We start from the raw sequence: 25,821 nt of genomic DNA, 5'->3' as shown, positions 1-25,821 counted from the left end.
CGCCCTTTCATAAGGAGACGGGGCAACCTCAAGCTGCGCATCGTCGCCCCCGCTGTCCTGGGCGCCTGAGAGATTCCGCCCGGCATGCGGGCTTGCTCCTTCGGCGAGACGGCACCATCAGCCCGTCTCTTTCCAGCGTGTTGTCTCTCTCCCGGTCCTTTTGCCTGAGCGTTTCCGGGGCGGTTGCGCCTTCGGCGGCGGGGTTGGGTACCCGCTCTCTCCCGGGAGGAGTTCGTCTATACGAGTCGAACTAGCGCGGATTCTGATGGCCAGCAAGCGCAGAGTCAGCAATCGCCTGCCCGAACGCCGACACTGCCCGGCGAACAGGCAGGCCGGCGAACAGGCAGGCCGGCGTGCATCAGACTTCCGTCGCCTTGCGCCCAAACCACCCCTGCACCATCGACCACGCATTTTTCGAGCCCGACATGGTCTGCTCTGCCGCCCAGGCCGCGCGCGAAGTAAGCCCGCCGCAACGCTTGAGCAGATCCGTCGCGACCGAGCCGGATTCCTTTTTCACGCGTGCAAGTGCTTCGGCAGAAATCGAGCGGGCCTGTCGCGCGGACCAGCCTTCAAAGGCCCGGCAGCGGCGCTTGGCGAGATACCCCATCTTCAGGGTCAGCATGGCGTTTACCGCTCCGTCCATGACCGGTCCGGCGATCAATCCGCCCATACGCCCCAACAGGCCGCCGATCACATCCCCCGTCATGTCGGTCACATCTTCCAACGCACGGCTGACCACGACGATGGCCGCCACGTCCCGAAGGATCAGTAATGTGCCGCCGAGATGTGGGCGGCCAAAATAGATCTGGGAAATCTTCGCGATCAAGTTCGCATTGCGCCACAGCACCACGAAAGCATCAACGGTGCCGTTCATGGAGAAAGCCGTGGCCACGCCGACGCCGACCGCTTCGGCATGGATCAGCTTGTCGACCTTGGCGTCGAGTTTCTTGAGATGGATTTCGATATGGCGCTTCTGGAAAGCTTCAAGGTCTGCTGCGATCGTGGCGGCCTCTGTCATGTCCGCCGCCGCGAACCGGGCCAGCAAAGCGCGCCCGGCCACCATGCCTTCCTCGATAGACGCCACGTCCTCGACCAGGAGCGGATTGCGCTTCAACATGGTGAGATATTTCAAATCGTATTTCAGGCGCTGCGACAGGAGCGATATGTCCGGGTTTTCAATGTCGAACGGCGTATGGGGCGGTTTCGCTGCGACGGGCATGGACAGGAATGACGCGAGGGGCCGCCCGACCAGCAAAAGCAACAATCCCGCCAGCAGCAGGATGAACGCGTACCCCAGCACCGGGTGCACATCGTCGAACAGGCGGTAGAACAGAAATCCCTGTCCGATCACGGTCAGGAAGGCGAGCGTCAGCAGCGCCGCTCCAGACCATTTGATGACTTTCCAGGCTTTCGACCATTGGGATGCAAACTCCCATTGGTACGCGCTGTCTGAACTGGTCTCCACCGGGACTGGCATGGTCTTGGCCATATCGGAACTCCTCTACTGACTGATCTCTCCGAAGAGGATCAGCGAGGAGTTGGGCCAAGGCAATACGTAGCTACATGCGCTCCGGAATGCGAATGCCGAGAAGGTCGAGGCCAGTTTCGAGTTGCTTGAGCACGGCGGCTGACAGGGCAAGCCGGCTGGCGCGAAGGTCAGGGTCTTCTTCGGACGCAATCGGCAGCGCAGCATAGAAGGCGCTGAACCCCTGCGCGAGATTGTAGACATGCTCGCAGAGGATGTGCGGCATACGCTTTTCACGCGCCTGCAGCAGCGTCGCCGCGAAGCCATCCAGTTGCAACACAAGCGCGCGTTCGGCGTCATGGCCGATCCGGATCTCGCCAGCCTTGTGGCCAGCCTCTTCTGCCTTGCGCAGGACCGATTTGATCCGCACGGCCGCATAGAGCAAATATGGCCCAGTCTTGCCCTCAAAGCTCGTGAAGCGGTCGAGATCAAAGACGTAATTACTAGTCCGGGTGTTGTGCAGGTCCGAGAAGCGCAGTGCCGCCAGCGCCACCTTGGCGGCTACATCCCGGCGCTCGTCTTCCGACATGTCTTCCGGCAGCTTTCCGGCTTCCGCAATCTTCTTCTGGGCTTCTTCGAAGGCCATGGCGTTGAGGTCCGCCAGCCGAAGCACGCCGCCTTCGCGGGTCTTGAACGGCTTGCCGTCGGGACCGTTCACCGTGCCGAAGCCGATGTGTTCCATATGGCCTTCATCGATCAGGCCCAGCATTTCGGCGGCGCGGAAGACCTGTTCGAAATGCAGCGCCTGACGTTGGTCCACGACATAGAGCATCAGTTCCGGAACTGGATCCATATGCTCCATCCGGTCCTCAATCGTCGCGAGGTCGGTGGTATGATAGCCCGTGCCGCCGCGGCTGTTGACCAGCATGATCGGCGGCATGTCCTTCTTGTCGCTCTCACGCTCGATGCGAACGATCACGGCGCCGTCGTCTTCTTCGGAAAGGCCGGCGTCCTTGAACTTCTCGACGAGACCCGGGATCAAGTGATCGACATCACTCTCGCCCTTCCACAGGTCGAAATGAACGTTCAGGAATTCATAGTCGATCTTGAGCGCAGCGACCGACACATCAATGAAATGTCGCAGCAGGGCGCGATAACCTGGTCGCCCGGCCTGGAGTTCGGCCACGGCCTTCTGGCTGCGCTCATTGCGCGCCGCATCCGCCTTGGCCTTGTTGCTGGCCGCCGGGTAGAGGCGTGCGAGGTCTTCGATCGTGACGGGTGGCTGTTCCGGATACGGGCCCTCATAGACGGCGTCGAAATAGATCAGATCGGGCTGCTCGTCATACAGTTCTGTCACGAGGTGGCCCATCTGGAGCCCCCAGTCGCCGAGATGGGTGTCGCCTGTTACCTTGTCGCCGAGAAAACGGAGTAGTCGCACCAATGTGTCGCCGATCACGGCGGAGCGCAGATGTCCGACATGCATCGGCTTGGCCACGTTCGGGCCACCAAAGTCGATCACAGTGACCTTGGGGTCAGCCGCCAGTTCGCCGCCCGCCATGTCGTCCGACAGGATGCCCGCAGCACGCGCCGACATCGCCTCGTCGGAGACGCGGATATTGATGAAGCCCGGCCCGGCGACTTCTGCCGACAGGACCATGGGATGATCTTTCAGTGTCGCCGCGATCTCACCGGCAATCTCGCGCGGGTTCTTGCCGGCCGACTTGGCCGCCCCCATTGCGCCGTTACACTGGAAGTCCGCGAATTCCGGCTTGTCAGAGCGGCGCACGGCGCCCCATTTCGACTCCAGCCCCATTGCTTCAAAGGCGGCGCTGGCGGCCACCGACAGATCATTGATCAGGCTGGCCATTGGTTACTGTCCGGCATCCATGCGGAAACGCTTGCCCGCGCGGTTGAATTCCAATTGCTCCTGGGTCAGTTCGAACCCCACGACGACTTCGAAGTTCGTGCCCGAAATCGACTCATCCACACGCGGAATTTCGATTGTGCCTATGACTTCGGTTTTTCCGGTCAGGTTCTGGCCCCGGAAATTGCCCTCGGTGTTGAAGTATTTCTTTGCCAGCACCTTGCCGTTCCGGCGCGTGACCGCGACGTAGTAAGGGTAAGTGTGAGCACTGGAATCCGCTGCGGGGCCTTTTCCGAACGCGAAATCGATCTCGACTTCAGCTTCCAGTGGATTGTCCTCAACATAACGGCAGAACAGCCGTACATCGATGATTTCACCCGTGAATTCGATATTGGAATACAGCTCGCCACCTCCATCAAATTCGACATAGCGCGACGAATCATAGAGGGCACCGACGGGTGGGCACGGGCCGGCATTCTGGCGCGTGTCGAAACTGTCCGCGATCTTTCCGGCACCACAGCCAGTGAGAATGACCGCGGCGAGAAGTGGGGCATATTTGATCATGCGTCGGCGTGTCCTTCTTGGCCTGATGCAAAGGCCTGTCCATCTGTTGCTGCAGATGTGTTAAAGGCCCAGACGTCTCGGCGCAACGCCCGCAGGCAGGAAGTAGGATGAAATGAACGACAGGCAGCCTCTTGTGATCCGACTTGCGGCGCCGCGCGGCTTCTGCGCTGGCGTTGATCGGGCCATCCAGATCGTCGAGGAAGCGCTCGAAAAGTGGGGCGCGCCGGTCTATGTGCGCCACGAAATCGTCCACAATGCCCATGTGGTGAGCCGACTCGAGGATCTGGGCGCTATCTTTGTCGAAGAACTGGACGAATGCCCGGAAGATCGCCCGGTGATATTCTCCGCCCATGGCGTGCCGAAATCCGTGCCGGCCGAAGCCCAGCGCCGCAACATGATCTTTGTCGACGCTACCTGCCCACTCGTCTCCAAAGTGCATGTCGAGGCTGAGCGCCATCACCGGGAAGGCCGTGAAATTGTGCTGATCGGCCATGCCGGACACCCGGAAGTGATTGGCACGATGGGCCAGTTGCCGGGTGATACCATCACCCTGATCGAGACCGTTGAAGACGTGGCGAGCTTCGCGCCGAAAAATCCGGACAATGTCGCTTTCGTGACCCAGACAACCCTCTCTGTTGACGATACAGCAGACATCGTGACGGCGCTGCAGACGCGCTTTCCGGGCATTTCAAGCCCTCACAAGGAAGATATCTGCTACGCCACCACCAATCGTCAGGAAGCGGTGAAGTCGTTCGCGCCCGGCACAGATCTCGTTCTCGTGATCGGGGCGACCACAAGCTCGAATTCGGTTCGCCTGGTCGAAGTGGCCAAACGTGCGGGCGCCGCACGGGCAGAACTGGTCGCGAGCGCCGAGAATATAAACTGGGCCTGGTTTGAAGGTGTGAGCATACTTGGCCTGACGGCTGGGGCGAGCGCGCCGGAAGACCTGGTGCAGGGCGTGATCAATGCCTGTTCCGAGCGCTTCGATGTGTCGGTTGAAAAGGTCGAAACAGCGCGTGAAACGGTAACTTTCAAATTGCCGCGCATATTGTCCGAGCCGGCTTAGGCGTCTGCCTGCTGCCGGATATTCAAATCGCTGCAACATTCTGGCATAAGGTCGCGCATGACCTACACTGTTGCTGCCTTCTACAAATTCTTTTCCTTTCCGGACTTTGAAGCCCGCCGGGCTGCGCTGGCGGAGACGCTGTGCGGCGCGGGTGTAAAAGGCACGGTGCTGCTCGCCTCCGAGGGCGTGAATGGCACGATTGCCGGGACAGCCGAGGGCGTCGAGGCGACGCTGGCCACTTTGCGTGCCCTGCCGGGCGCGGTCGACCTTGAAGCCAAGTTCTCCGAAACCGACGAGATGCCTTTCCTGCGCCTCAAAGTGCGCCTGAAAAAGGAAATCGTGACCATGGGCATACAGGGCACAGACCCGAATGCGCTGGTCGGCACCTATGTCGAGCCAACCGAGTGGAACGACCTCATCAGCGACCCGGACACTGTGCTGATCGATACGCGCAATGATTATGAATATTCCATCGGCACGTTCGAAGGCGCGATCGATCCGGAGACAAAAACTTTCCGCGAATTTCCGGACTGGTTCCGCAAGTTCCGTGAGCGGCTGGAAGCCGAAGGACGCACGCCCAAAGTTGCCATGTTCTGCACCGGCGGCATCCGCTGTGAAAAGGCGACCAGCTTTGTAAAGGCCGAAGGCATTGACGACGTGTTCCACCTGAAAGGCGGCATTCTGAAATATCTCGAGACCGTTCCGGAGACCGACAGCAAATGGCGCGGCGAATGTTTCGTCTTCGACGAACGCGTGTCGGTGCGCCATGATCTCACCCCCGGCAGCTATGATATGTGCCATGCCTGCAAACGGCCGATCACGGATGAAGACAAGGCGGAGGCCGCCTACGTGCCTGGCGTTTCCTGCCCGCACTGTATTGACGAAATGAGCGATGAACAGCGCGCACGTTTCGCCGAACGGCAGAAGCAAATCGACCTTGCCCGCAAACGAGGCCAGGAACATATGGGCCCGGAGGCGCGGCGGAGCGAAGACGCGTGAGCGCGCCAGGGCACATCCTCTATACGTTCCGGCGCTGTCCCTATGCGATGCGTGGACGAATGGGTCTGTCTATGGCAGGTCTACCGGTCCATGTTCGCGAAGTGGTGCTCCGCGACAAGCCCGCCGACATGCTGGCCGCCAGCCCCAAGGGCACGGTGCCGGTTCTGGTAACGACCTCTGGTGAGGTCGTGGACGAGAGCCTCGACGTCATGCGGTGGTCGCTGGCGCAGAATGACCCCGAGGGCTGGCTGGCGGCAGACCCGGAAACGACGGACATGTTGATCTCCCGCAATGATGGCGTGTTCAAACACGCGCTGGATCGCTATAAATACCCCAACCGGTACTCCGACGAAGATCTTGTCCCCGGCGCGGCGCGAGAGGCGGGGCTCGACATACTTCGGGACCTTAATTCAAGGCTGGAAGCACATGGCGGCCAGCTTGTGCGGCCAACGCGCAGCCTGGCCGATATGGCCATATTCCCCTTCGTCCGCCAGTATGCGCATACCGACATGGACTGGTTCCGGGCGCAGGATTTGCCTGCGCTACAGGTCTGGCTGGACGGTCACAAGCATAGCGCCCTGTTCAAGAGTGTGATGGCGAAATATGCCCAGTGGGAACCGGGCAGTGACGAGCCATTATTGCCCGCTGCCGCCTGACCACCCAAAGCTTACCGCCTACTCACAAAAACCGGTTATCTGGTCTTGCTATCACCGGCACGATCCGTCCCGATATCTTCCAGATTATAGGGCGTGGTCTGGTACATCTGATTGATCCAGTTTCCAAACAGAAGAAACGCGTGGGATCGCCAGCGATTTTTCGGCTTGCGGCTGGGGTCGTCATCCGGGAAGTAATTGGCCGGCACAGCAATCTGCTTACCTGACGCCACATCTCGGCGATACTCATTCTCCAGAGAGGTTGAGTCATATTCGATGTGGTTGAAGATATAAAGCCGGTTGCCGCGCGCCTCATGCAACAGGCAGAGCCCGGTCTCGTCACTCTCCATCAGGACATTCAGACCACTGCCGGACGGAATATTTTCGCGGCGCACTTCGGTCCAGCGGGACACCGAGATCGAGAAATCATCCGAGAAGCCCGTGAGGAACGGAGATTCCGGTTTGCGGTTATGGTGACGATAGACACCAAACGCCTTCTCTTCGAGAGTATGCTTAGGCACGCCATGGAAATGATGCACGGCCGCCATGGCCCCCCAACAGATGAAGAAGCTGGAATGAACATGAGTCTCGGTCCAGTCGAGAATTTGCGTGAGTTCGTCCCAATAGGTGACGTCCTCGAACGGCAGGGTCTCAATCGGCGCACCGGTAATGATGAAGCCGTCAAACTTGCGATCCTTAACCTCATCCCAGGTATGGTAGAAGGAGATGAGGTGATCCTCCGGCGTGTTGCGCGCCACATGGCTGCCGATGCGCACCAGAGTCAACTCCACCTGCAGCGGCGTCGCGCCGACAAGGCGGGCGATCTGGGATTCCGTCTCGATCTTGTTCGGCATCAGATTGAGCAGCGCAATCCGCATCGGGCGAATATCCTGACGCGTTGCGATGGATTCATCGAGCACCTGCACGCCTTCACGCACGAGTAGGTCGCGCGCGGGCAAACCGTCAGGAATTCGAATGGGCATAGGCTCTACTCCGCTACCAGTTTCGGCCAGTCGGAATCTTGCTGTGAGCGTGTTCGGATTTCCCGCGCAGCCTTTTAGCAAGTTGTTTAACGTGGCTGCAAGCCGACCGACCAAATCACCACGGGGCCTCTACATAGGCGCCCCGTGGCGGGAGTCAATCGGTTCGCGTGAGGGGATCAGCCCGCAATCGCTGCGCGAACAGCGGCGAGCGCATCGTCGGCCTTGTCGGTATCAGGGCCGCCCGCCTGAGCCATGTCAGGCCGTCCGCCACCGCCCTTGCCACCAAGCGCCTCGCTGGCCGCCTTGACGAGATCGACCGCCGAATAGGTGTCGGTCAGGTCCTTGGTCACCCCAACGGCAACACCGGCCTTGCCATCGGCGACGCCGACAAAGGCCACGATGCCGGATCCGATCTGGGCCTTGGCCTCATCCACCAGCGTGCGCAACTCCTTGCCGCCCACACCTTCAGCAATGCGCGCCATCAGTTTCACGCCATTGATCTCTTCCGGCCCGGCCGGCGCGCCACCGCCGCCGCCCATGGCGAGCTTGCGCTTGACGTCGGCCAGTTCTTTTTCCAGCGACCTGCGCTCCTCGCCGAGCGCAGCCACTCGGCGCGGGACATCCTTGAGCGGAACTTTCAAGCTCTCGGCAAGGTCTACCGCAATCTGGGCGCGTCCCTTGAGATAGGCCAGCGCCTCGGCGCCTGTTGCCGCTTCGATTCGGCGCACGCCTGCCGACACACCACTCTCTGACATGATCACGAATACGCCGATATCCCCGGCACGCTCGACATGGGTACCGCCGCACAGTTCAACTGAATAGCGCTGTGCATCGCCAGTGCCCATGGACAGCACACGGACTTCGTCGCCATACTTCTCACCGAACAATGCAAGTGCCCCCGCTTCGATGGCCTTGTCAGGTGAAGTTACCTGAATGCCCGTCGGGTGGTTTTCGCGAATCTGGGCATTGACTTCATCCTCGACCGCTTCGAGTTCTGCTGGCGTCATCGGACCATTGTGCGAAAAGTCAAAACGAAAGCGATCAGCCTCGACCAATGAGCCCTTCTGCGTGACATGTTCGCCAAGCACATTGCGCAAGGCAGCATGCATGATGTGGGTTGCCGAATGGTTGGCCATGATGGCGCGGCGACGCGCGGCATCGACATGCAGGTTGGCCGTGTCGCCGAGCCTGACTTCGCCCGAGACAAGCTCCCCGATGTGAACGTGCAGGTCACCTGCTCGCTTCTGGACATCGCGCACGATGAAGCGCGCGCCGTTACCGAACACTATCTCACCATGGTCGCCGGCCTGACCGCCGGATTCTGCATAGAAAGGCGTTGTGTCGAAAACGAGTTCAGCCGGGCCGGCAGACAGTGCATCAACCCGTGCGCCGCCAGCAGCGATTGCGACCAGCTTGCCCTTGCCTTCGGTGCCATCATAGCCGGTGAAACTTGTGGCGCCAGCATCGTCGCGGACGCGGAACCAGATATCATCCGTTGCCTGATCTCCGGAGGAGAACCCTGCTGCGCGGCTATCCTGGCGCTGTTGCTCGAGCGCGGTTTCAAAACCATCAACATCGACGCTCATCTCCCGCCCGCGCAGGATGTCCTGCGTGAGGTCGAGTGGGAAACCATACGTGTCGGATAGTTTGAAGGCGACGTCGCCCGGCAGCGCATCGCCGGCCTTCATGTCCGCCGTTTCCTTGTCGAGCAGCGACAAGCCATTGCCCAAAGTGCGCTGGAAGCGAGCCTCTTCCTGTTCGAGGGCAGACTCAATGGCGGCCTTGGCGCGGCCAAGCTCCGGATAGGCCTTGCCCATTTCCGAGATCAGCGCCGGGGCAAGTTTGTACATCAGCGGTTCGCGCGCGCCGAGCAGGTGTCCGTGGCGCATCGCGCGGCGCATGATGCGGCGCAGGACGTATCCCCGGCCCTCATTCGACGGCAGGACGCCATCAGCAATCAGGAAGGCCGATGTGCGCAAATGGTCGGCGATGACGCGGAAGGAGGCAAGCTGGTCGCCTGCGGCCTTCGCACCATAGAGGTCTTCCTCGGCCGCGATCAGCGATTTGAAGAGATCGATGTCGTAATTGTTGTGGACGCCCTGCAGGACGGCCGAAATCCGCTCCAAACCCATGCCGGTATCAATGGAGGGCTTGGGGAGATTTTTGCGCGAGCCATCGGCCTGCTGGTCGAACTGCATGAAAACGAGGTTCCAGATTTCGATGAACCGGTCGCCATCCTCATCCGGGCTGCCGGGAGGGCCTCCGGGAACGCTTTCGCCATGATCATAGAAGATTTCGGAACACGGGCCGCACGGACCGGTGTCACCCATGGACCAGAAATTGTCCGATGTGCCGATCCGGATGATCCGGGAATCCTCGAGGCCGGCGATCTTTTTCCAGAGCGCTGCGGCTTCATCGTCTTCGGCATAGACCGTGACGAGGAGTTTTTTCGGGTCGAGCGCGAATTCCTTGGTGCACAGCTCCCAACCGAATGCGATTGCGTCTTCCTTGAAATAGTCGCCGAAGGAAAAATTCCCGAGCATTTCGAAAAAGGTATGGTGGCGGGCCGTGTAGCCGACATTGTCGAGGTCATTGTGCTTGCCGCCGGCGCGAACGCATTTCTGAGATGTCGTCGCGCGCGGGCCGGGGGGCGTCTCGGCACCGGTAAAGATGTTCTTGAACGGCACCATACCAGCATTGACGAAGAGCAGGGTGGGATCGTTCTGCGGGATGAGCGGCGCAGATGCCTGACGCAGGTGCCCTCGCTTCTCGAAGAAGGAAAGAAAGGTCTCGCGAATCTCGTTTACGCCGGTCATGGGCAGCTCTGTGTCCTTGCGATCAGTGTTGCGGCCGAGTCAATCGACGCGCTTATTACACCGGCGATATAAAGGTCCCTTTGCGGCACGCCAAGCGGGGTGCGCCACAAAGGGACAGTTCTCTGGAGAGAGAGAGAGGGTATTTCTGGCCCTGAAATGCGTATTTCAGGGCCAGAAATCCTGTGGATCAGCCTTCTGCGGCGTCTGGCAGATCGTCATCCTGTTCGGATTCCATGCCGGCATTCAGCAATTCATCCGCCAGAAGGCCTGCATTGCGCCGGATCGCATCCTCGATCTCGTCGGCGATGGCCGGGTTTTCCTTCAGGAAGTTACGGGTCTTCTCGCGGCCCTGCCCCATGCGCTCTCCTTTGTAGGAGTACCAGGAGCCAGCCTTTTCAACGACTTCAGCCTTCACGCCAAGATCAATGAGTTCACCCGTCTTGGAAATGCCTTCGCCATAAAGAATGTCAAATTCGACTTGGCGGAAGGGCGGCGCAACCTTGTTCTTGACTACTTTGACGCGTGTCTGGTTGCCGATCACTTCGTCCCGGTCCTTGATCGCGCCAATGCGGCGGATGTCGAGCCGGACCGAGGCGTAGAATTTCAGGGCGTTCCCGCCGGTCGTGGTCTCCGGGCTGCCGAACATGACGCCGATCTTCATGCGGATCTGGTTGATGAAGATCACCATACATTTGGATTTGGAGATCGAGCCGGTCAGCTTGCGCAGCGCCTGACTCATCAGGCGGGCCTGCAGACCTGGCAAAGAGTCGCCCATCTCGCCTTCGAGTTCGGCGCGTGGCGTGAGGGCCGCCACCGAGTCGATGACCAGTAGATCAACCGCGCCAGAACGGACCAGCGTGTCAGCGATTTCGAGTGCTTGTTCACCCGTGTCCGGCTGGGAGATCAGAAGGTCATCAAGGTCCACACCGAGCTTGCCCGCATAGAGCGGATCCAGCGCGTGTTCGGCGTCGATGAAGGCACAGACGCCGCCATTCTTCTGGGCTTCTGCCACGCTGTGCAGGGCCAGCGTCGTCTTGCCCGAGCTTTCCGGACCATAGATTTCGATGATACGGCCCTTGGGCAGGCCGCCAATGCCGAGCGCAATGTCGAGGCCGAGCGAACCGGTGGGCACCGCTTCGACATCCATTACCTTCTTGTCGCCAAGGCGCATGACCGAGCCCTTGCCGAAGGACCGCTCAATATTGCCCAAAGCTGTTTCAAGAGCTTTCTGCTTGTCCACGCCTGATTCCTTGTCCACGAGTTGTAGCGCCGCTTTGGCCATGAGTCGTCTCCTTAGGTCTACCATGGGGCCGCATTTGGCAAGGCCCCCGTTTGCCGTTGCTGAGTCGGATGTACCATATTTGTTCTGCGGAACAAAGGGGAAACTTCCTGCGCGCTACATCTTTTCTTTTGGTGCTGTTTCAGGCATGGTCGCGCATATGCTTGACCGATCCAGCCGCCCCGCCGGCGAAGCCCGCCTTCGCTATCTCGACGCCGACATCGAAATGATCGCGCCGGGAGACTATGTCACTTGCGCGGTGACCGGCCGGAAGATTCCGCTCCAGGCCTTGCGCTATTGGAGCGTGGACCTGCAGGAAGCCTACTGGGATGCCGAGGCGGCGAGCCAGCGCATGGTCAAGGCTGGTCACTGATGCGCCGCGCGCTGCTGACGGGACTGGCAACATTTGTGGTGGCGTGTGCAGCGGCAGAGTCTCCTGCGCCAACGCCTGCTGCGCCTGACATGGCACCTGTTCCTGCTGCGCCAGCCCCGGTGGCTGAGCCTGAAATTGAGACAGAGACACCTGTTCAGGTCATCGCGCCGACATGTCACGGCGTTCTGGTACAGGGCGGGCTGGTGATTTGTTCAGCCGAACCGGGCAGTACGTTCACGGTCGCGGGAACAAAGCTGACTGTCAGCGAAATGGGCACGGCGCAGTTCGGGCTCAGCACGCGCGCGCCGAGTGTTGTCGGCTGGTCGCATGACAGCGGCGCATTCGGAGATCTCCAGATTGCCGAGCGCCAGGATGAATACCGCGAAATTTCGGGCTTTGACTGCGACAAGGTCGATGCCCGCTCGGCTGAACAGAAGGCACATGCCTCGCGCAGCTGGGTGAAGAAGCAGGACTCGTTTGCCAGCTTCAATCCCGGCCCCGGCGCGCTGGAAGGTTTTGTGAAACCGGCCGATGCGCCAACCTCGTCGCCTTTCGGGCCGACGCGGAAATATACCGGCGTCTCGAAAGTGACCGGCGAGCCGTGCGAGAGCACATCGGTGCATCGCGGCTATGACATGGCCGCGCCGGTGGGCACCGAGGTTCGCGCGCCCGCGCCGGGTGTCGTGATCCTGGCCGATCCGGATCTCTATTATGAAGGCGGCACCGTGTTCCTGGACCATGGCCATGGCTTGGTCTCGGTGTTCATGCATCTGTCAGCGGTCGATGTGGCGGCGGGCGATGAGGTCGACACGGGCGACTTGTTGGCCAAGACCGGCAATACCGGCCGCACGACCGGGCCGCACCTGCATTGGGCGGTAAAGTGGCGCAATCCCGAAGCGCGCAGCCGGGACGGCGATTTCTATATCGACCCGGCCTTGTTGCTGGAGTTACAGCCCGCGCCTTAATCCTAAATGATGAATCAAGGTTACCGCAGGCTTGCCCGCGCCTGCGCAATTGCGCCCTTTGCAGAAACGCGCCCTTCAGACCTGTGGCGCATAATTCACCCGTAGCGCGAACACACACCCCTCTCCCGGATTCGCGCTGCGCCCCCCGGGTCTGCGGAACCTGTAATATCTGCAGCACACCGAACCTGAATGGGCGGTACCCATCAATTGCACCCAGCCGCCCATGGCTCCGCTCGCCCTTAGCCCCTCCCAAGGCGCGGGTGGGCGGAGATTGCAGCCTCCCCCGATGTCCAGATTTTAACGAATGGCCGCCCCGGTCAGGCCGGGGCCAGCCCTGCTCCGGCGGGCCGCGCGGGCGGGTCCGTGGCCGTATCGGCCCAATGGCAGAACTGCCAGAAATCCCAAAGTTTTCGCTGCAGCGTGTCGCGCCTCAGCCGGTCTTTCACATAGCCCGGCGGCCGGCCCATGCGCAGCGGATGCATGCGCCCGCGCTTGCCGGCCTGAAGCTCGGCCCGGCGACGCGCCTGCCACAGCGCCATGCGCCGCGCCTCGGCGGCGGGGTCTGCGCAACTTGTGGTGAGCCGCTCCAGCCGCGCCAGCAGCGGCGCGGGATCCAGCGTCTCGGGCGGGCCTTCGGGCTCTGGCGCGCGGGGCATACCCAGCATCCAGATCGAGGGGCGAGGCCCGTATCTTGCCGGGGGCGTTTCAAGCGGCTCCAGCGGCGGGAAATAGAGCCTCAGCGTGTCGAGCATGGCGAGCTTTCGCGCCGGGGCCTGCCGTGCGGGGCCGGTCTGGCTGGTCCGTAAAGTGTCCATAACTGGTCCAGTTGAGTCCATAGCCGATGCGCGCGGCGCTGGCGGGGTCCAGCTGACCTCCAGCTCCAGCGACATGAGATAGAGCATGCGACGGACCAGAGATTCCAGGGCGCGCAGCGTACGGAGCGATGCAAAATAGACCGCGCGCGGCACGGCGCCCTCGCCTGGCGCGGAGAGCGCGCCGCGCAGCTCCGCCATCAGCCCGGCCACAAAAGGCCAGCCTGTTTCCAGTGCGCGTTTGATGAGAGAGTCCCGGTCGAACATGCCTGTAAGCATACGGCAGGGGTCAGAGGGGTAGGATAAGATTTATTTTGTTTGTCTGATTAGGTTTGCCTTCCCCTACAGGGTGTGCCCCAATAAACTTTTAGGATCATCAACGAATCGAAAAAACTCATCAGCCATGACCAAGAAGTACGAAATCATTCAAGAAATTCCGATAGCTCGATTGTTCTTGCAGTTTGATAATCCAAGATTCGAAGCGGTTGAGAATGAAGATGAGGCGATAGAACGCCTTTGCCTCGACGAGAACGTATACCCTTTGGCCACTGATATTGTCGAAGAAGGCCTTAATCCACTTGAGTACTTTGCGATGGTGCCGGTAGATTCGGCCAAGAGGCTTACAGCCAAAAGCAGCTTCTATGTAGCGGAAGGAAATCGGCGACTTTGTGCTATCAAACTGCTGAACGACCCTGATCGCGCCCCCGCGAAATTCAAGAAGCCGTTCCAGAAATTGGCCGAAAACTGGGAGCCTATTTCCTCCGTTCCCGGAGTAGTATTCCACGATCAAAAAAGACTCCGAACCTGGCTGGATCGACTTCACGGCGGGGAGTTAGGTGGAATTGGACGTAAAAGTTGGAACTCTGAACAGAAACAAAGGTTTGCTGGAGAAGGTCGTAATCAGCTGGCCCAATCGATCTTAGACTATGCGGAAGATCGCGGTTTAATCACGAAGGATCAACGTAAAGGCAAACTCACGACAGTTCAGCGATTCATGTCAAACCAATTGTTACGAGAAGCGATCGGCATCGACGCATCCGACTTAAGCAACATCAAGATAACCCGTCCAGCGGATGAGGTTGATAAATTACTCTCGATCTTCTTTGGTGACTTACTTAACGGGGAAAAAGTAAACTCTAGAAAAAACAAACCTCAAATCGTTGAGTATTCGCGAGAGATAGTCAGCGAAACTGAGCTGTCTGGAGAGCGCCATCCTCCACGCAGTTTGGGCGGCAAAAAATCAGATGCCTCCAAGCGCTCAAAGCGAAAGAAAGTACCACCACCACCTGAAAATAAATATATCGCTCATGAAATTGAAATCAGCGAAAGTCTAGAGAGACTGGATAACTACAAGCTCAGAAGTCTTTACCACTCAATCACAGACATCGAACTCAAAGGTCATTGCCCGTTAATCGCGGTCGGAGTGTGGTCATTCTTTGAAACCATGTCGGCCGTTGCAGGACGAAAGAATTCCACGGACTTCGTAGCCTTTTTCAGCAAAACCAAGCTTCAGTCCTATGGTCTAAGTGGCCAAGCCAAGCCTATCCGAAGTGCTCTAGGGAGAATCCAAGAATTTGGGAACCATACGAAACATCATCCAATTTCGGCTGCCTTCAACGGTGAACAGATTAACAACGATATGGCTACGCTTAAGGACTTGGTCATCAAATGCCTTGAAGAAGCAGAACAAAATAAAACGTAAGCTCGAAAACTGCTCCGTTTATGGCACACACGACCTCTCCCTTGCGCTATCCTGGTGGCAAGAGTTGCCTTACTCCGTTGATAGTGGAATTCTTGCGAGAAAATCGCCTTCAACACTATGATTATGCTGAACCATACGCGGGCGGGTGCGGATTAGCACTATCCCTACTATATGGTGGATATGTCGCAGAAATCCATATCAATGACATTGATGACGGCATCTGGTCTTTCTGGGATTCAATCCTTCATCATACTGATGAGTTCGTAGACTTAATAAGGAACTCAAACGTATCGGTAGAAGAATGGCACAGGCAACGAGATATCGCGGCCAGAAGCACCGCGTCTGAAAATTCGTTGGAACTTGGATTCGCTACCTTTTTTCTGAACAGAACGAGCCGGTCAGGAATAATAAAGGGATCCGGAGTCATTGGCGGCTTCGATCAAAAAGGAAACTATAAGATAGATTGCCGGTTCAACAAAGATAACCTTATCGCTCGCATTAGGAGAATCGGTCGTTACGCAAGTAGGATTCATCTTACGAAACACGATGCAATCGATTTTCTAAAAACTACTTCACTTAGCTTGCCGGAACGAACCTTCTTCTGCATCGACCCACCTTACTTTTCCAAAGGGAAGTACCTTTACACTAGCTTCTATACTGAGGATGACCATGCGGAAGTAGCACGAGCTATAGCCTGCCTAGAGCACCCTTGGGTTGTGACTTATGACGACTGTCCCGAAATCAGGACGTTGTACAAAATGCGACGAAAGTACCTTTTTGATATAAAGTACTCGGTTCAGACAAAACGAGTTGGTACGGAACTGATGGTGGTATCTAAAGGACTAAGAACCCCCGTCGGCGTTAGAGAGAAGCAGATCGCCTAAACTTTTCCTTAAGGCACCAAGACCGTCGCGCCGGTCGTCGTGCCGCTCTCAATCGCCTCATGCGCTTTGGCCGCCTCTGAGAGCGGGAAGCGCTGGCCGATGTCGGCATGGATCGTGCCGGACTTCAGGGCGCTGAAGAGGAGGCTGGCGCCGCGGGCGAGGCTGTCCGCATCCGGAATGAAATGGAACAGGGTGGGCCGGGTCATGACCAGTGAGCCGCCCTGGGCCAGACGGCCGGGCGGGATCGGCTCAACCGGGCCGGAGGCGTTGCCATACGTGACGAACCAGCCCGCAGGCCGCAGGCTGTTCAGGCTTTCCTCGGCGCTGATGCGGCCAACACTGTCATAGGCAACATCGACGCCGCGCCCGCCGGTCAATTCCTTCACCCTGTCCGCGACGCCCTCATAGCCAATGATCACGTCTGACGCGCCGAGCGCCTTTGCCTTTTCGGCCTTGGCCTCAGTGGAGGTGACGGCGATGACGCGCGCGCCAAGGCTGGCGGCCCATGGCACGAGCAGGCTGCCGACACCGCCGACGGGCGCCCAGACGAGAATCGTCTCCCCGGCCTGAAGCGGGCGGACCTCGAACAACAGCGCCCAGGCGGTGAGGCCTTTCAACAGGACGGCGGCGGCATCCTGCGGGCGGATGTCATCCGGCAGGAGCAACATGCGGTCGGCCGGGCCGGTGAAATGGCTGGCATAGGTGCCGCTGCCCAGATAGGCGACCTTGTCGCCGGGCTTCAGATGGGTGACGCCCTCGCCGACTTCCTGAACCGCGCCGGCGCCCTCCTGGCCGGGCGTGAAGGGAAAGCGCACGGGATAGAGGCCGGTGCGGTGATACGTGTCGATGAAATTGAGGCCCGCCGCGCTCTGGCGCACGGTCACTTCGCCGGGGCCGGGCTTGCGGGGGATGAAATCCTCGACCTTGAGCACGTCTGGCCCGCCGGTCTCATGCATCTGGATGCGGTATGGCTGTGTCATGTGTGCAGTAGAAACCCGGAGCGCGCTGGAGCGCAAGAGCGACTCGCGTTTTGGTTGGGCGATGGCGACAGCACAGATCCTTATTGCGGGCGTGGACGAGGCCGGGCGCGGGCCCTGGGCGGGGCCGGTGACGGCAGGCGCGGTGATCCTCGACCCGGCGCGGCCCATCGACGGCCTGACCGATTCCAAGAAGCTGACCGAGGCAAAGCGGGATGCGCTGGCGCCGATGATCCGCGACCGGGCCGCGGCGTGGAGCGTGGCGCATGCGACCCCGGACGAGATTGACCGGCTGAACATTCGCCAGGCGACGTTCCTCGCCATGGAGCGGGCCGTGACGGGGCTGGGCCTGGCGCCGGGGCATATATTGGTGGATGGCAACGCCCTGCCCGCCGGCTTTCCGTGCGCGGCGACAGCGATTGTGAAGGGCGACCTGACCGAGCCCGCCATTTCCGCTGCCTCGATCCTCGCCAAGACGGTGCGCGACGCGCTGATGAAGGAGATGGATCTGGCGTTTCCGGCCTATGGCTTTGCCCGGCACAAGGGCTATGGCACCGCCGCCCATGCCGAGGCGCTGATGGCGCACGGGCCCTGCGCCCACCACCGGATGAGCTTCGCCCCGGTCAAGCGGGCACTGGCCGCGAGCGCCTGATTCGCCCCGGACCGCCCTGCCCGGCGCTCCCCCCTTGCTCTGGGGCCCGGAGCTTAACCAATTGGGCAAATCGGGAAGGAATTCTCCCCCTCAGGCCCCCGAAACCGCCACATTTTAACGGCTGATTAACCGTAGCAAGAGAGCTTCGCGCGAAATGGGAGGGCTCCGCATATGTGGATATTGTTCGGGTGGCATACTTGGTGGGGCGAGTCTGGCCGGCCCTATCGCTTCAAGATCACGCTGACGCCGAAGGGCCTGCCGAATGATGGCGGCATCTATGTCTTCGTGCAGCGCCGCTTCGTCTTCTTCCTGTTCCCGCTCTACATCGGCAAGGCCGCAAACTTCAAAAGCCGCCTGATCGGCCATGAACGCTGGTGGGAAGCCTGGTGGAAGCGCGGCGCGACCGAGCGGCACGTTCTGGTCCTGAAGAAGGAATCGGACCGGGCGCGCGTGGAGGAAGACCTGATCCGCCGCTACCAGCCGCGCATGAACAACATCCTCGTGCCTCGCGGCAGCAATGATGCGCCCAACAACAAGCGCCTGCGCTTCTGGTGGAGCATCAAGCGCTTCTTCCGCATTCCCTTCCTGGCGCGCTAGGCCGACTTTCAGCTTGGCCCATGCGCCCCTTTTGCTAGGGTGACGCCGGGGCTGGACCTGAAAGGACTGAACCATGTTCGAAGTTTCCCGACTTGCGCTCGCGGGCTTGCTTGTCGCGTTGGGCGCTTGCACCAGCGTGCCGAGCGCAACGCAGGCCGATCTCGAACAGGAAGAGGCCGTATTGCGGGCCCTTAAATCAGACACCTGGCCCGGCCTCTATGCGGCAAACGATGCCGATGGACTGGCGGCATTCCTGGCCGATGACTTCGTCTTGATTGGCGGCGGTGTCCGCACCCGGACCGATGAAGTGAACTGGATGCGCGAAAACAGCTGGGACGGGCCGGCGGATTTCGTGTTTGAAGTGGATGACGTCATTTTCCTCACGCCAGACTCTGCATTGGTCTACGGACGCGGCCTGAGCACGCGCATGGCTGAGGACGGCACACCTTGCCGACACAGTTACATGTCTTCCAACACGCTGCGAAGAACAGATGATGGCTGGCACCCCGTCTCGTCACACGTCTCCGATGCCACTTGCGACCCGGTTGCCTTGGAAGAATAGGCGTTCGACAGCCCTCTGGCGCCCCTGTGACGGGGCTCTGGCGGGCTTCTGGCGGCGCCGTGGCGGCGTCAAGACGTGGTCGGCCAAGGGGTTTTTCCGCACTTTCATGGAGGTTACAAACAACCCGGAGAAAGGGGAACGAGATGCAGTATGATGCAGATGCCGCGAAGATCAAACGCTGGCGGGAAGAGCGCCACTGGTCGCAGGAACATCTGGCCGAACTCGCCGGAATTGGCGTGCGCACCGTTCAGCGGATCGAGACGGGGGACAAGGCGTCTGGCGACTCCCTGAAGGCGCTGGCGGCGGCATTCAATGTCGATGTCATGGCGCTGACGGTGGACGCAAAGACCGAAGCCGAAACGATGATCCGGGAGAAGAACGCCAAGGCGACCGCCGCCATGCGGCTCGGTTTCTTCATCCATCTGGCCAGCTATCTGTTCGGCATGATCGTGTTCGCCGGGATCAGCCTGACCGTTGGAGGTGATCGCTATGCCATGCTGACGCCCACCATATGGTGGACGGTCGGACTGGCCGGGCACGCCCTGGCGCTGGCCCTGGTCGAACTTACGGCCCGCTACCAGCAACAGGTCGGCGCGGCGGACTGATCCGATCGCGCGGATTGAAACCGGCACCATACGCCGTTAAGTTGATGGTCCAGAGGGCTTTCGAGGATTCCCATGAAGAAGACACTGATGGCGGCGGCGCTGATAGGCGCCGTTTCGTTTTTTGCGCTGCCCGCCTCCGCCCAGTCACAGGAATCGCTGCGCGCGGAGCTACAGGCCGCGCTGACCGGGAACGATCTCGACGCGGCGCTGGACCTTGCCGACCATCTGTATAACACGGCACGTGCGGAAAATGATGCGGCAGGCGCGGGCGCAGCGGCCTATTCGCGGGCTGAGATCCTGACGGCGCAGAACGCGCATGAAGACGCGGCCAGAGCGTATGAACAGTGTGAAGACCAGTATCGCGCGATCAGTGCGGCGGCGCAGTCGCTGCAATGCGCGCTGCGGGCCGCAACCTCGCTTCAGTCGGCCGGGAAACCGGGCAATGGCCTCGACAAGCTGCAGGATGTGGCGCGAGAGCTCGAAGACATAGGTCAGGACCAGTCCGGCTTTGCCGTCGGGGTCTATATGGCATTGGCACAGGCGACGCTGCCGCCGAAGTTTCACCGTTTGGAAGGCGCGCGCAGCAAGCGTGAAAAGACCATAGCCTACACCAACAAGACAATGCGCGCACTTGAGGCGATTGGGCAGGCAACAAGCGAACACTACGCCTCCGCCTTGATGCTCGGAGGCGAAGCTCAGGAAGACATGCAAGATTACGAGGCGGCCGCCGCGTCTTACAAAGCCTTTCTCGAACTTTACCCGAACTTGCCGAATGCTTCTGAGGGCGTGTACGAAAACGCCCGCAATCGCTATCAGATCACTCAGTCCGAGATGGATGACAGCGAGGACGACACGTTCACCGTCACTGGCAAGGATGGCGAAGAGATCGTCCTGACCATTGAGCGCAAGCGGGAGGTTCGTTCACCGCGCGCGGGCAAGGAAACCCGCTTGGCTGATGGGGCCAGCGTCCGTGCGAAGATTACATTAAAAGCAGATGGACGCGTGGAAGATATCGAAATCCTTTCGAGCAAGCCGAACGAAAAGTATGGCGAGTCGTTTGAAAACGGCGTGAAGCATTGGCGCTTCATTCCGCCGAAGGGTGTATCAGGGACGGATGTGCCCCCTTTCGAATATGGCATGATTTTCTATGTGACGCGCCGCAACTCGGCCGAACGGCGTGAAATGCTTGCGCGGGAAACCCGGCCCGTGAGATAGGGCGCGTATGGCAGATGACACCTCCTCCTTTTCTGCGGCGCCGCCCCTGTTTGCGGATGCGCCGTCTGGCGTCAGCTTCAAGAAGCTGCGCAAGCGGCTGGTGCGCGGCGCGCTGAAGGCGATTGACGACTACAAGATGGTCGACCGGCGCGCGGTGGATGCGGGCGAGACCCCGCGCACGAAATGGCTGGTCTGCCTTTCCGGTGGCAAGGATTCCTACGGCTTGCTGGCAGTATTGCTGGACCTGCAATGGCAAGGCGCACTGCCGGTGGACCTGGTGGCCTGCAACCTTGACCAGGGCCAGCCGGGCTTTCCGAAGCACGTCTTGCCGGACTGGCTGGAGCGGGTCGGAGTCAAATACAGGATCGAGACCGAGGACACCTATTCCATCGTGACCGAAAAGGTCGAGGCGGGGCGGACCTATTGCTCGATGTGCTCGCGCCTGCGCCGGGGCATTCTCTATCGCATTGCCCGGGAAGAAGGCTGTGAGGCGATCGTGCTGGGTCATCACCGCGATGATGCGCTGGAAACCTTCATGATGAATTTCGTGCATGGCGGACGCATGGCCGCAATGCCGCCAAAACTGCTGAATGATGAGGGCGATGTCTTCGTGCTGCGCCCACTGATCACCGCCGCCGAGGATGATCTGGCCAAGTTTGCCACCGCAATGGAATTTCCGATTATTCCTTGCAATCTATGTGGCAGCCAAGACGGGCTGCAGCGCGTGGCGATGAAGCAGATGCTGGACGAATGGGAACGCAAGAAGCCCGGCGTGCGGCAGGTGATGGCGCATGCGCTGGCCACAGTGCGGCCGAGCCATTTGCACGACCCGCGCGTGTTCGACTTTGCCGGGCTGGAGATCGGCGGCGCCGGCGAAGACGATCCGAACGTTCCGTTCTAGGCGACGTCAGTCCGGCGCGTTCACGAACAACAGGACAATGCCGCTCGATATTGCGTACTGGAACGCGCCGCCTTGCGCAGCAGCGCCCAGCGGAGTCTGCCACATCTGGAAGTAGGCGCCTCCGATCACCATGAACAGACCAAACCAGACCAGGAGCGCCATGACACACCCCATGATCGCCCAGGTCTTTGCGTCGTTAAAACCTTCAGCTGATCCCCCCCGCACCCGGAACATGTCGTATGCACCCTTGAGCGAGAACGCGGCGACCAGAAGTTCCCCGAGAATGATGAAACACAGCACAATCGTGATCAGGACGGGCGACGAGATTGCGGGCCCGAAGGCGTTGGGATAGGCCTCGTTGCCCGCCATGGGCAGCACGCCCTGAACGAAACTGGTCGCCGCTTCGAAGTTGACGATGTTGTTAAGCGCGTAGAACAGACCCTGTAGCCCGACAAACAGGATCAGAATGATTTTGGAAATGCGTATCATGGCGTCCTCCCTACCAAGAGGATCACATTAAACGAGTTTTCTGGAAATTGCGAGAATTCGACCCGTGACGCAAAAAGGGCGGCCCAAAAAGCCGCCCTTCTCCAATATCCTTCTGAACCTCAAAGGCTATTTCCGCCAGACGGCGGCCATGGCCGGATCTTCCTCTTCGCCCGTATACTTGCGGGTTTCGGCGCGGCCGACAACCATGTGGTGTACTTCATCCGGACCGTCCGCGAGGCGCAGGGTGCGCTGATTGGCGTACATGCGGGCCAGTGGCGTCCATTGGGACACACCGGCGGCGCCGTGCATCTGGATGGCATCGTCAATGATGGCGCAGACACGTTCCGGCACCATGGCCTTGACCATTGAAATCCAGACGCGGGCTTCCTTGTTGCCCAGCACGTCCATCGCCTTGGCAGCCTTCAGCACCATCATGCGCATGGACTCGATCTCGATGCGCGCGCGGGAGACCTTTTCGAGGTTTCCGCCCAGCTTGATCAGGTCACGGCCAAAGGCCTGACGCGTCATGCCGCGAACGACCATCAGGTCGAGTGCCTTCTCAGCCGCACCGAGCGACCGCATGCAGTGGTGGATGCGGCCAGGCCCCAGACGAAGCTGGGAAATCTCGAAGCCACGGCCTTCGCCGAGCAACATGTTTTCCTTCGGCACACGTACATTCTCGAAACGGATGTGCATGTGGCCATGCGGGGCATCCGGATCACCGAAGACGTGCATGGGGCCGAGAATGGTGACGCCCGGATGCGGCAGCGGCACCAGGATCTGGCTCTGCTGCTTGTTCGGGGCGGCGTCAGGGCTGGTTTTCACCATGGTGATCATGATCTTGCAGCGCGGATCGCCTGCGCCGGAAATGTAGAATTTCTCGCCATTGATGACCCACTCGTCGCCTTCGAGCACGGCGCTCATGGAGACGTTCTTGGCATCCGACGATGGCAGGGCCGGCTCGGTCATGGCAAAGGCCGAGCGGATCTTGCCTTCGAGCAATGGCTTCAGCCAGCGCTCTTTCTGTTCGGGCGTGCCGACGCGCTCCAGAACTTCCATATTGCCGGTGTCCGGCGCGGAACAGTTCATGGACTCAGAGGCCAGCGGGTTCTTGCCGAGCTCAGCCGCGATATAGGCATAGTCGAGGTTCTTCAGGCCTTCGCCGGTTTCGGCGTCCGGCAGGAAGAAGTTCCAGAGGCCCTGCTTCTTGGCCTCGTCCTTTGCCTTTTCGAGCGCTTCCAGCTGGCCGGGCGCATAGGACCAGATGTCAGTCTTTCCTTCGCCAAGGCGATGGAATTCCTCACTCATGGGATTCACGACATCCTTGATGAAGCTTTTCACATGCTCGTAAAGCGGCACGGCTGCGTCTGACATGCGCAGATCGTTGAGCTCGTTTTGTGTGTCCTTGGACACTTCGGTATCCGCCATTTTGGGGTCTCCTCTCAGACTTTCTTGTTGGGGGAATGGTAGGCCTTGCGGCAACGGCACCGCAAATTGTTTCTTTGAAATGTTTTGTGTCGCGCATGTGGGCAGGGCTGCAAGATTTGGCGTTTGCCTGCAAACCGGTCTAGGCCTGCGCCATGACGTCGCTCGCCGCTTCCATCATCCTGGTGACCGTGCTGGCCACCAGTTTCCTGTCCGGCATCTTCGGCATGGCCGGCGGCGTGATCTTCATGGGCGTGCTGACTGCGCTGGTACCGGTTGCCACAGCCATGATCATTCATGGCGCGGTCCAGATGGTCTCCAATGGATATCGGGCGTATCTCTGGCGCCGTCATATTCACTGGAGCGTGTTTCGTCGCTATGCGCTGGGATCTGCCGCAGCGGTCCTGTTGCTGTTCGCGCTCAGCTGGCGCCCGGACAAGCAGATGGTTTACCTGATGCTGGGGCTGGTGACCTTGCTCGTCTGGCTGCCCAAATCGATTGTCGATCTCGACATCCAGAAACCCTATCAGGCCGAAGGTGCGGGCTTTGTCGTACAAGCGCTCAACACGGTTGCGGGCGTGGCCGGGCCGTTGATGGACCAGTTCTTCGTTCACACGGACATGCATCGCCACGAAATCGTTGCGACCAAGGCCGTGACGCAGGTTCTGGCGCATTTCGTAAAGATCATTTTCTGGAGCGTCCCGGTCATCATGGCGACGGGCGCGCAATCCCTGCCGCCAGCCTGGCTGATCCTTGCGGCGGCACCGCTCTCCATGCTGGGAACAACATTGGGCGGCAAAGTGCTGGACCGGATGAGTGATGTGAACTTCAAGCGGGGCATGAAATATCTGGTCACGGCGGTCGGCGCAGTCATGCTGATGCGCGCCGCAGGCTGGCTCTAGGGCCACTGCGCTTACGTCTCTGATTGTCTGTGGCGTCAGCGCCGCGCTCATTCAGGATCCTCTACTCTGCAAATGAAAGTAGCGAGTCCTGTACCATTCGGGAAGTTTATTATATGAAGCCCATGCATCACTATTGGTGATGGTTTGGAGCGCATATGAATCTCAGATCATTGGACCTGAACCTGCTGCCGGTGCTGGAGGCAGTTTATTCCGAGCGCAGCCTGACCCGGGCCAGCGAGACGCTGCACATCACCCAACCCGCAGTGAGCAACGCCCTCGCCCGGCTACGCACCCATTTCGAGGATCCGCTTTTCGTACGCGAGGGGCGCGGCGTGAAGCCCACGGCCATGGCCGAAGCCCTCATGCCTGCGGTGCGCGACGCGCTTGACCGGTTGCGCGCCGGGCTGGAGCCACGATCGGCGTTTGAACCGTCCCGCTCGACGCGCGTATTCAATATCTCCGCCCGCGATGCCGGAGCCTTCATGATTGCGCCAAGCCTTGCACGCCGCCTGCAGGACATTGCCCCCGGCGTGCGCATCGCCTGGACGCAACTGAACCGAGGCGCGATCTCCACCGAGTTGGCCTCGGGGCGACTGGACCTGGCCATCGACGTCCCAGGCATTCGCGGCACCGACCTTGAGCGTGAGCCGCTGATGACGACGCCTTATGTCTGTGTTGTGTCGGAAGACCATCCGCTCTCGGGCCGCCAGATGACGTTTGAAACCTTTTTGGAGTTGCGCCATGTCGTCGTCTCCAGCCGCCGCGAAGGACGTTCTTATGTCGAGGAAGTCGCCCGGTCGCATGGCGCGCGCATCACGCCGGTCATGCGACTGCCGACCTATATGCCAGCGCTGGAAATTGTGAAGTATACGGATCTTGCGCTCACCGCACCTGCCTTGCTCGCGCAATCACCGGGACTGGTCTCACATGACCTGCCCGGCGTCTTTCCCGCGCTCGACAGCGAGCTTTACTGGCGGCGGGAAAATTCTGAGGATGCTGCCCTGACCTGGCTGCGGGCTCTGATCCTTGATGCTGTGACAGAATTGGCGGGATGAGACTTGCGCCGGCAGG

At 60.0% G+C, this 25,821-nt stretch carries 25 protein-coding genes and 2 riboswitches; of the genes, 15 read left to right on the top strand and 10 right to left on the bottom strand.

Features of this window, described 5'->3' with window-relative positions; translation table 11 throughout:
* Positions 1 to 142: 142 nt before the first annotated feature.
* A riboswitch (glycine riboswitch) is annotated at positions 143 to 234 on the bottom strand.
* Between the two features lie 124 nt (positions 235 to 358).
* The 3 genes from B3527_RS07880 to B3527_RS07870 form a co-directional block, all read right to left on the bottom strand.
* On the bottom strand, positions 359 to 1,489 hold the full coding sequence (locus B3527_RS07880) for a DUF697 domain-containing protein (protein WP_290479028.1): 1,131 nt from the start codon (positions 1,487 to 1,489) through the stop codon (positions 359 to 361).
* A 70-nt stretch (positions 1,490 to 1,559) separates the two neighbouring features.
* A complete protein-coding gene (gene argS, locus B3527_RS07875; RefSeq protein ID WP_290479029.1) occupies positions 1,560 to 3,332 on the bottom strand; it encodes an arginine--tRNA ligase in 1,773 nt (590 codons plus the stop codon).
* 3 nt (positions 3,333 to 3,335) lie between these two features.
* Positions 3,336 to 3,893, bottom strand: a complete 558-nt coding sequence (locus tag B3527_RS07870; RefSeq protein ID WP_242517498.1) for a hypothetical protein — start codon at positions 3,891 to 3,893, stop codon at positions 3,336 to 3,338.
* A gap of 112 nt (positions 3,894 to 4,005) precedes the next feature.
* On the opposite strand from B3527_RS07870, the gene ispH reads away from it, so the two are divergent.
* Genes ispH through B3527_RS07855 form a run of 3 tightly spaced genes read left to right on the top strand, consistent with a single transcriptional unit; the run spans position 4,006 to position 6,614 of the window.
* On the top strand, positions 4,006 to 4,959 hold the full coding sequence (gene ispH, locus B3527_RS07865) for a 4-hydroxy-3-methylbut-2-enyl diphosphate reductase (RefSeq protein WP_290479030.1): 954 nt from the start codon (positions 4,006 to 4,008) through the stop codon (positions 4,957 to 4,959).
* Between the two features lie 57 nt (positions 4,960 to 5,016).
* Positions 5,017 to 5,958, top strand: coding sequence for a rhodanese-related sulfurtransferase (locus B3527_RS07860; RefSeq protein WP_290479031.1), 942 nt, complete (start codon positions 5,017 to 5,019; stop codon positions 5,956 to 5,958).
* Positions 5,955 to 6,614, top strand: coding sequence for a glutathione S-transferase (locus B3527_RS07855; RefSeq protein WP_290479032.1), 660 nt, complete (start codon positions 5,955 to 5,957; stop codon positions 6,612 to 6,614). Before B3527_RS07860 ends, B3527_RS07855 begins: the two co-directional genes overlap by 4 nt.
* A gap of 35 nt (positions 6,615 to 6,649) precedes the next feature.
* Here B3527_RS07855 and metA read toward each other — a convergent pair whose 3' ends face one another.
* The 3 genes from metA to recA all read right to left on the bottom strand — a co-directional run bounded on the left by metA (position 6,650) and on the right by recA (position 11,692).
* Complete coding sequence (gene metA / locus B3527_RS07850) at positions 6,650 to 7,594, bottom strand: homoserine O-acetyltransferase MetA (RefSeq protein ID WP_206992588.1); 945 nt, start codon at positions 7,592 to 7,594, stop codon at positions 6,650 to 6,652.
* A 54-nt stretch (positions 7,595 to 7,648) separates the two neighbouring features.
* A riboswitch (SAM riboswitch) is annotated at positions 7,649 to 7,726 on the bottom strand.
* A 44-nt stretch (positions 7,727 to 7,770) separates the two neighbouring features.
* Positions 7,771 to 10,410: an alanine--tRNA ligase gene (alaS, locus tag B3527_RS07845; protein WP_290479033.1), complete on the bottom strand. Its 2,640-nt coding sequence runs from the start codon at positions 10,408 to 10,410 to the stop codon at positions 7,771 to 7,773.
* A 187-nt stretch (positions 10,411 to 10,597) separates the two neighbouring features.
* Positions 10,598 to 11,692: a recombinase RecA gene (gene recA / locus B3527_RS07840; protein ID WP_206992586.1), complete on the bottom strand. Its 1,095-nt coding sequence runs from the start codon at positions 11,690 to 11,692 to the stop codon at positions 10,598 to 10,600.
* A 157-nt stretch (positions 11,693 to 11,849) separates the two neighbouring features.
* Here recA and B3527_RS07835 point away from each other — a divergent pair, with 157 nt between their 5' ends.
* A complete protein-coding gene (locus tag B3527_RS07835) occupies positions 11,850 to 12,062 on the top strand; it encodes a DUF2093 domain-containing protein (protein WP_206992585.1) in 213 nt (70 codons plus the stop codon).
* Positions 12,062 to 13,027, top strand: coding sequence for a M23 family metallopeptidase (locus tag B3527_RS07830; RefSeq protein WP_290479034.1), 966 nt, complete (start codon positions 12,062 to 12,064; stop codon positions 13,025 to 13,027). Before B3527_RS07835 ends, B3527_RS07830 begins: the two co-directional genes overlap by 1 nt.
* 317 nt (positions 13,028 to 13,344) lie before the next feature.
* Here B3527_RS07830 and B3527_RS07825 read toward each other — a convergent pair whose 3' ends face one another.
* Positions 13,345 to 14,106, bottom strand: a complete 762-nt coding sequence (locus tag B3527_RS07825) for a hypothetical protein (protein ID WP_290481896.1) — start codon at positions 14,104 to 14,106, stop codon at positions 13,345 to 13,347.
* A gap of 136 nt (positions 14,107 to 14,242) precedes the next feature.
* Here B3527_RS07825 and B3527_RS07820 point away from each other — a divergent pair, with 136 nt between their 5' ends.
* Positions 14,243 to 15,541 carry a hypothetical protein gene (locus tag B3527_RS07820; RefSeq protein ID WP_290479036.1) on the top strand — a complete coding sequence of 433 codons (1,299 nt, stop codon included), beginning with the start codon at positions 14,243 to 14,245 and terminating at the stop codon, positions 15,539 to 15,541.
* Between the two features lie 20 nt (positions 15,542 to 15,561).
* A complete protein-coding gene (locus tag B3527_RS16865; protein WP_290940057.1) occupies positions 15,562 to 16,425 on the top strand; it encodes a DNA adenine methylase in 864 nt (287 codons plus the stop codon).
* 8 nt (positions 16,426 to 16,433) lie between these two features.
* Here the strand turns inward: B3527_RS16865 and B3527_RS07815 are convergent, their stop codons facing one another.
* Positions 16,434 to 17,405, bottom strand: coding sequence for a quinone oxidoreductase family protein (locus B3527_RS07815; protein WP_290479037.1), 972 nt, complete (start codon positions 17,403 to 17,405; stop codon positions 16,434 to 16,436).
* 61 nt (positions 17,406 to 17,466) lie between these two features.
* Here B3527_RS07815 and rnhB point away from each other — a divergent pair, with 61 nt between their 5' ends.
* From rnhB to ttcA, 6 genes are all read left to right on the top strand, one after another.
* A complete protein-coding gene (gene rnhB / locus B3527_RS07810; protein WP_290479038.1) occupies positions 17,467 to 18,054 on the top strand; it encodes a ribonuclease HII in 588 nt (195 codons plus the stop codon).
* 171 nt (positions 18,055 to 18,225) lie between these two features.
* A complete protein-coding gene (locus tag B3527_RS07805; protein ID WP_206992579.1) occupies positions 18,226 to 18,651 on the top strand; it encodes a GIY-YIG nuclease family protein in 426 nt (141 codons plus the stop codon).
* 73 nt (positions 18,652 to 18,724) lie between these two features.
* The gene (locus B3527_RS07800; RefSeq protein WP_290479039.1) at positions 18,725 to 19,213 is read left to right on the top strand and encodes a YybH family protein; all 489 of its coding nucleotides are present in this window, start codon (positions 18,725 to 18,727) and stop codon (positions 19,211 to 19,213) included.
* Positions 19,214 to 19,356: 143 nt separating this feature from the next.
* Positions 19,357 to 19,818 (top strand): helix-turn-helix domain-containing protein, encoded by a 462-nt coding sequence (locus B3527_RS07795; protein ID WP_206992577.1) that lies wholly within the window; start codon positions 19,357 to 19,359, stop codon positions 19,816 to 19,818.
* Between the two features lie 72 nt (positions 19,819 to 19,890).
* Entirely contained in the window at positions 19,891 to 21,033 is a 1,143-nt protein-coding gene (locus tag B3527_RS07790; RefSeq protein WP_290479040.1) for an energy transducer TonB family protein, read from the top strand.
* 7 nt (positions 21,034 to 21,040) lie between these two features.
* Positions 21,041 to 21,934 (top strand): tRNA 2-thiocytidine(32) synthetase TtcA, encoded by an 894-nt coding sequence (ttcA, locus tag B3527_RS07785; RefSeq protein ID WP_290479041.1) that lies wholly within the window; start codon positions 21,041 to 21,043, stop codon positions 21,932 to 21,934.
* A gap of 6 nt (positions 21,935 to 21,940) precedes the next feature.
* On the opposite strand, the gene B3527_RS07780 is transcribed toward ttcA, so the two are convergent.
* The gene (locus B3527_RS07780) at positions 21,941 to 22,423 is read right to left on the bottom strand and encodes a DUF2165 family protein (RefSeq protein WP_290479042.1); all 483 of its coding nucleotides are present in this window, start codon (positions 22,421 to 22,423) and stop codon (positions 21,941 to 21,943) included.
* Positions 22,424 to 22,549: 126 nt separating this feature from the next.
* On the bottom strand, positions 22,550 to 23,851 hold the full coding sequence (locus tag B3527_RS07775) for an acyl-CoA dehydrogenase family protein (protein ID WP_034814082.1): 1,302 nt from the start codon (positions 23,849 to 23,851) through the stop codon (positions 22,550 to 22,552).
* Positions 23,852 to 24,003: 152 nt separating this feature from the next.
* On the opposite strand from B3527_RS07775, the gene B3527_RS07770 reads away from it, so the two are divergent.
* Positions 24,004 to 24,750, top strand: a complete 747-nt coding sequence (locus tag B3527_RS07770) for a sulfite exporter TauE/SafE family protein (protein ID WP_290479043.1) — start codon at positions 24,004 to 24,006, stop codon at positions 24,748 to 24,750.
* 155 nt (positions 24,751 to 24,905) lie between these two features.
* Positions 24,906 to 25,805 carry a LysR family transcriptional regulator gene (locus B3527_RS07765; protein WP_034814084.1) on the top strand — a complete coding sequence of 300 codons (900 nt, stop codon included), beginning with the start codon at positions 24,906 to 24,908 and terminating at the stop codon, positions 25,803 to 25,805.
* Positions 25,806 to 25,821 lie beyond the last annotated feature (16 nt).

The organism is Hyphomonas sp. UBA4505 (assembly GCF_002388685.1).
In the GTDB taxonomy this organism is placed as follows: domain Bacteria; phylum Pseudomonadota; class Alphaproteobacteria; order Caulobacterales; family Hyphomonadaceae; genus Hyphomonas.
The sequence above is the reverse complement of the archived record's forward strand: the minus strand, read 5'-3'. Positions and strand labels throughout refer to the sequence as shown.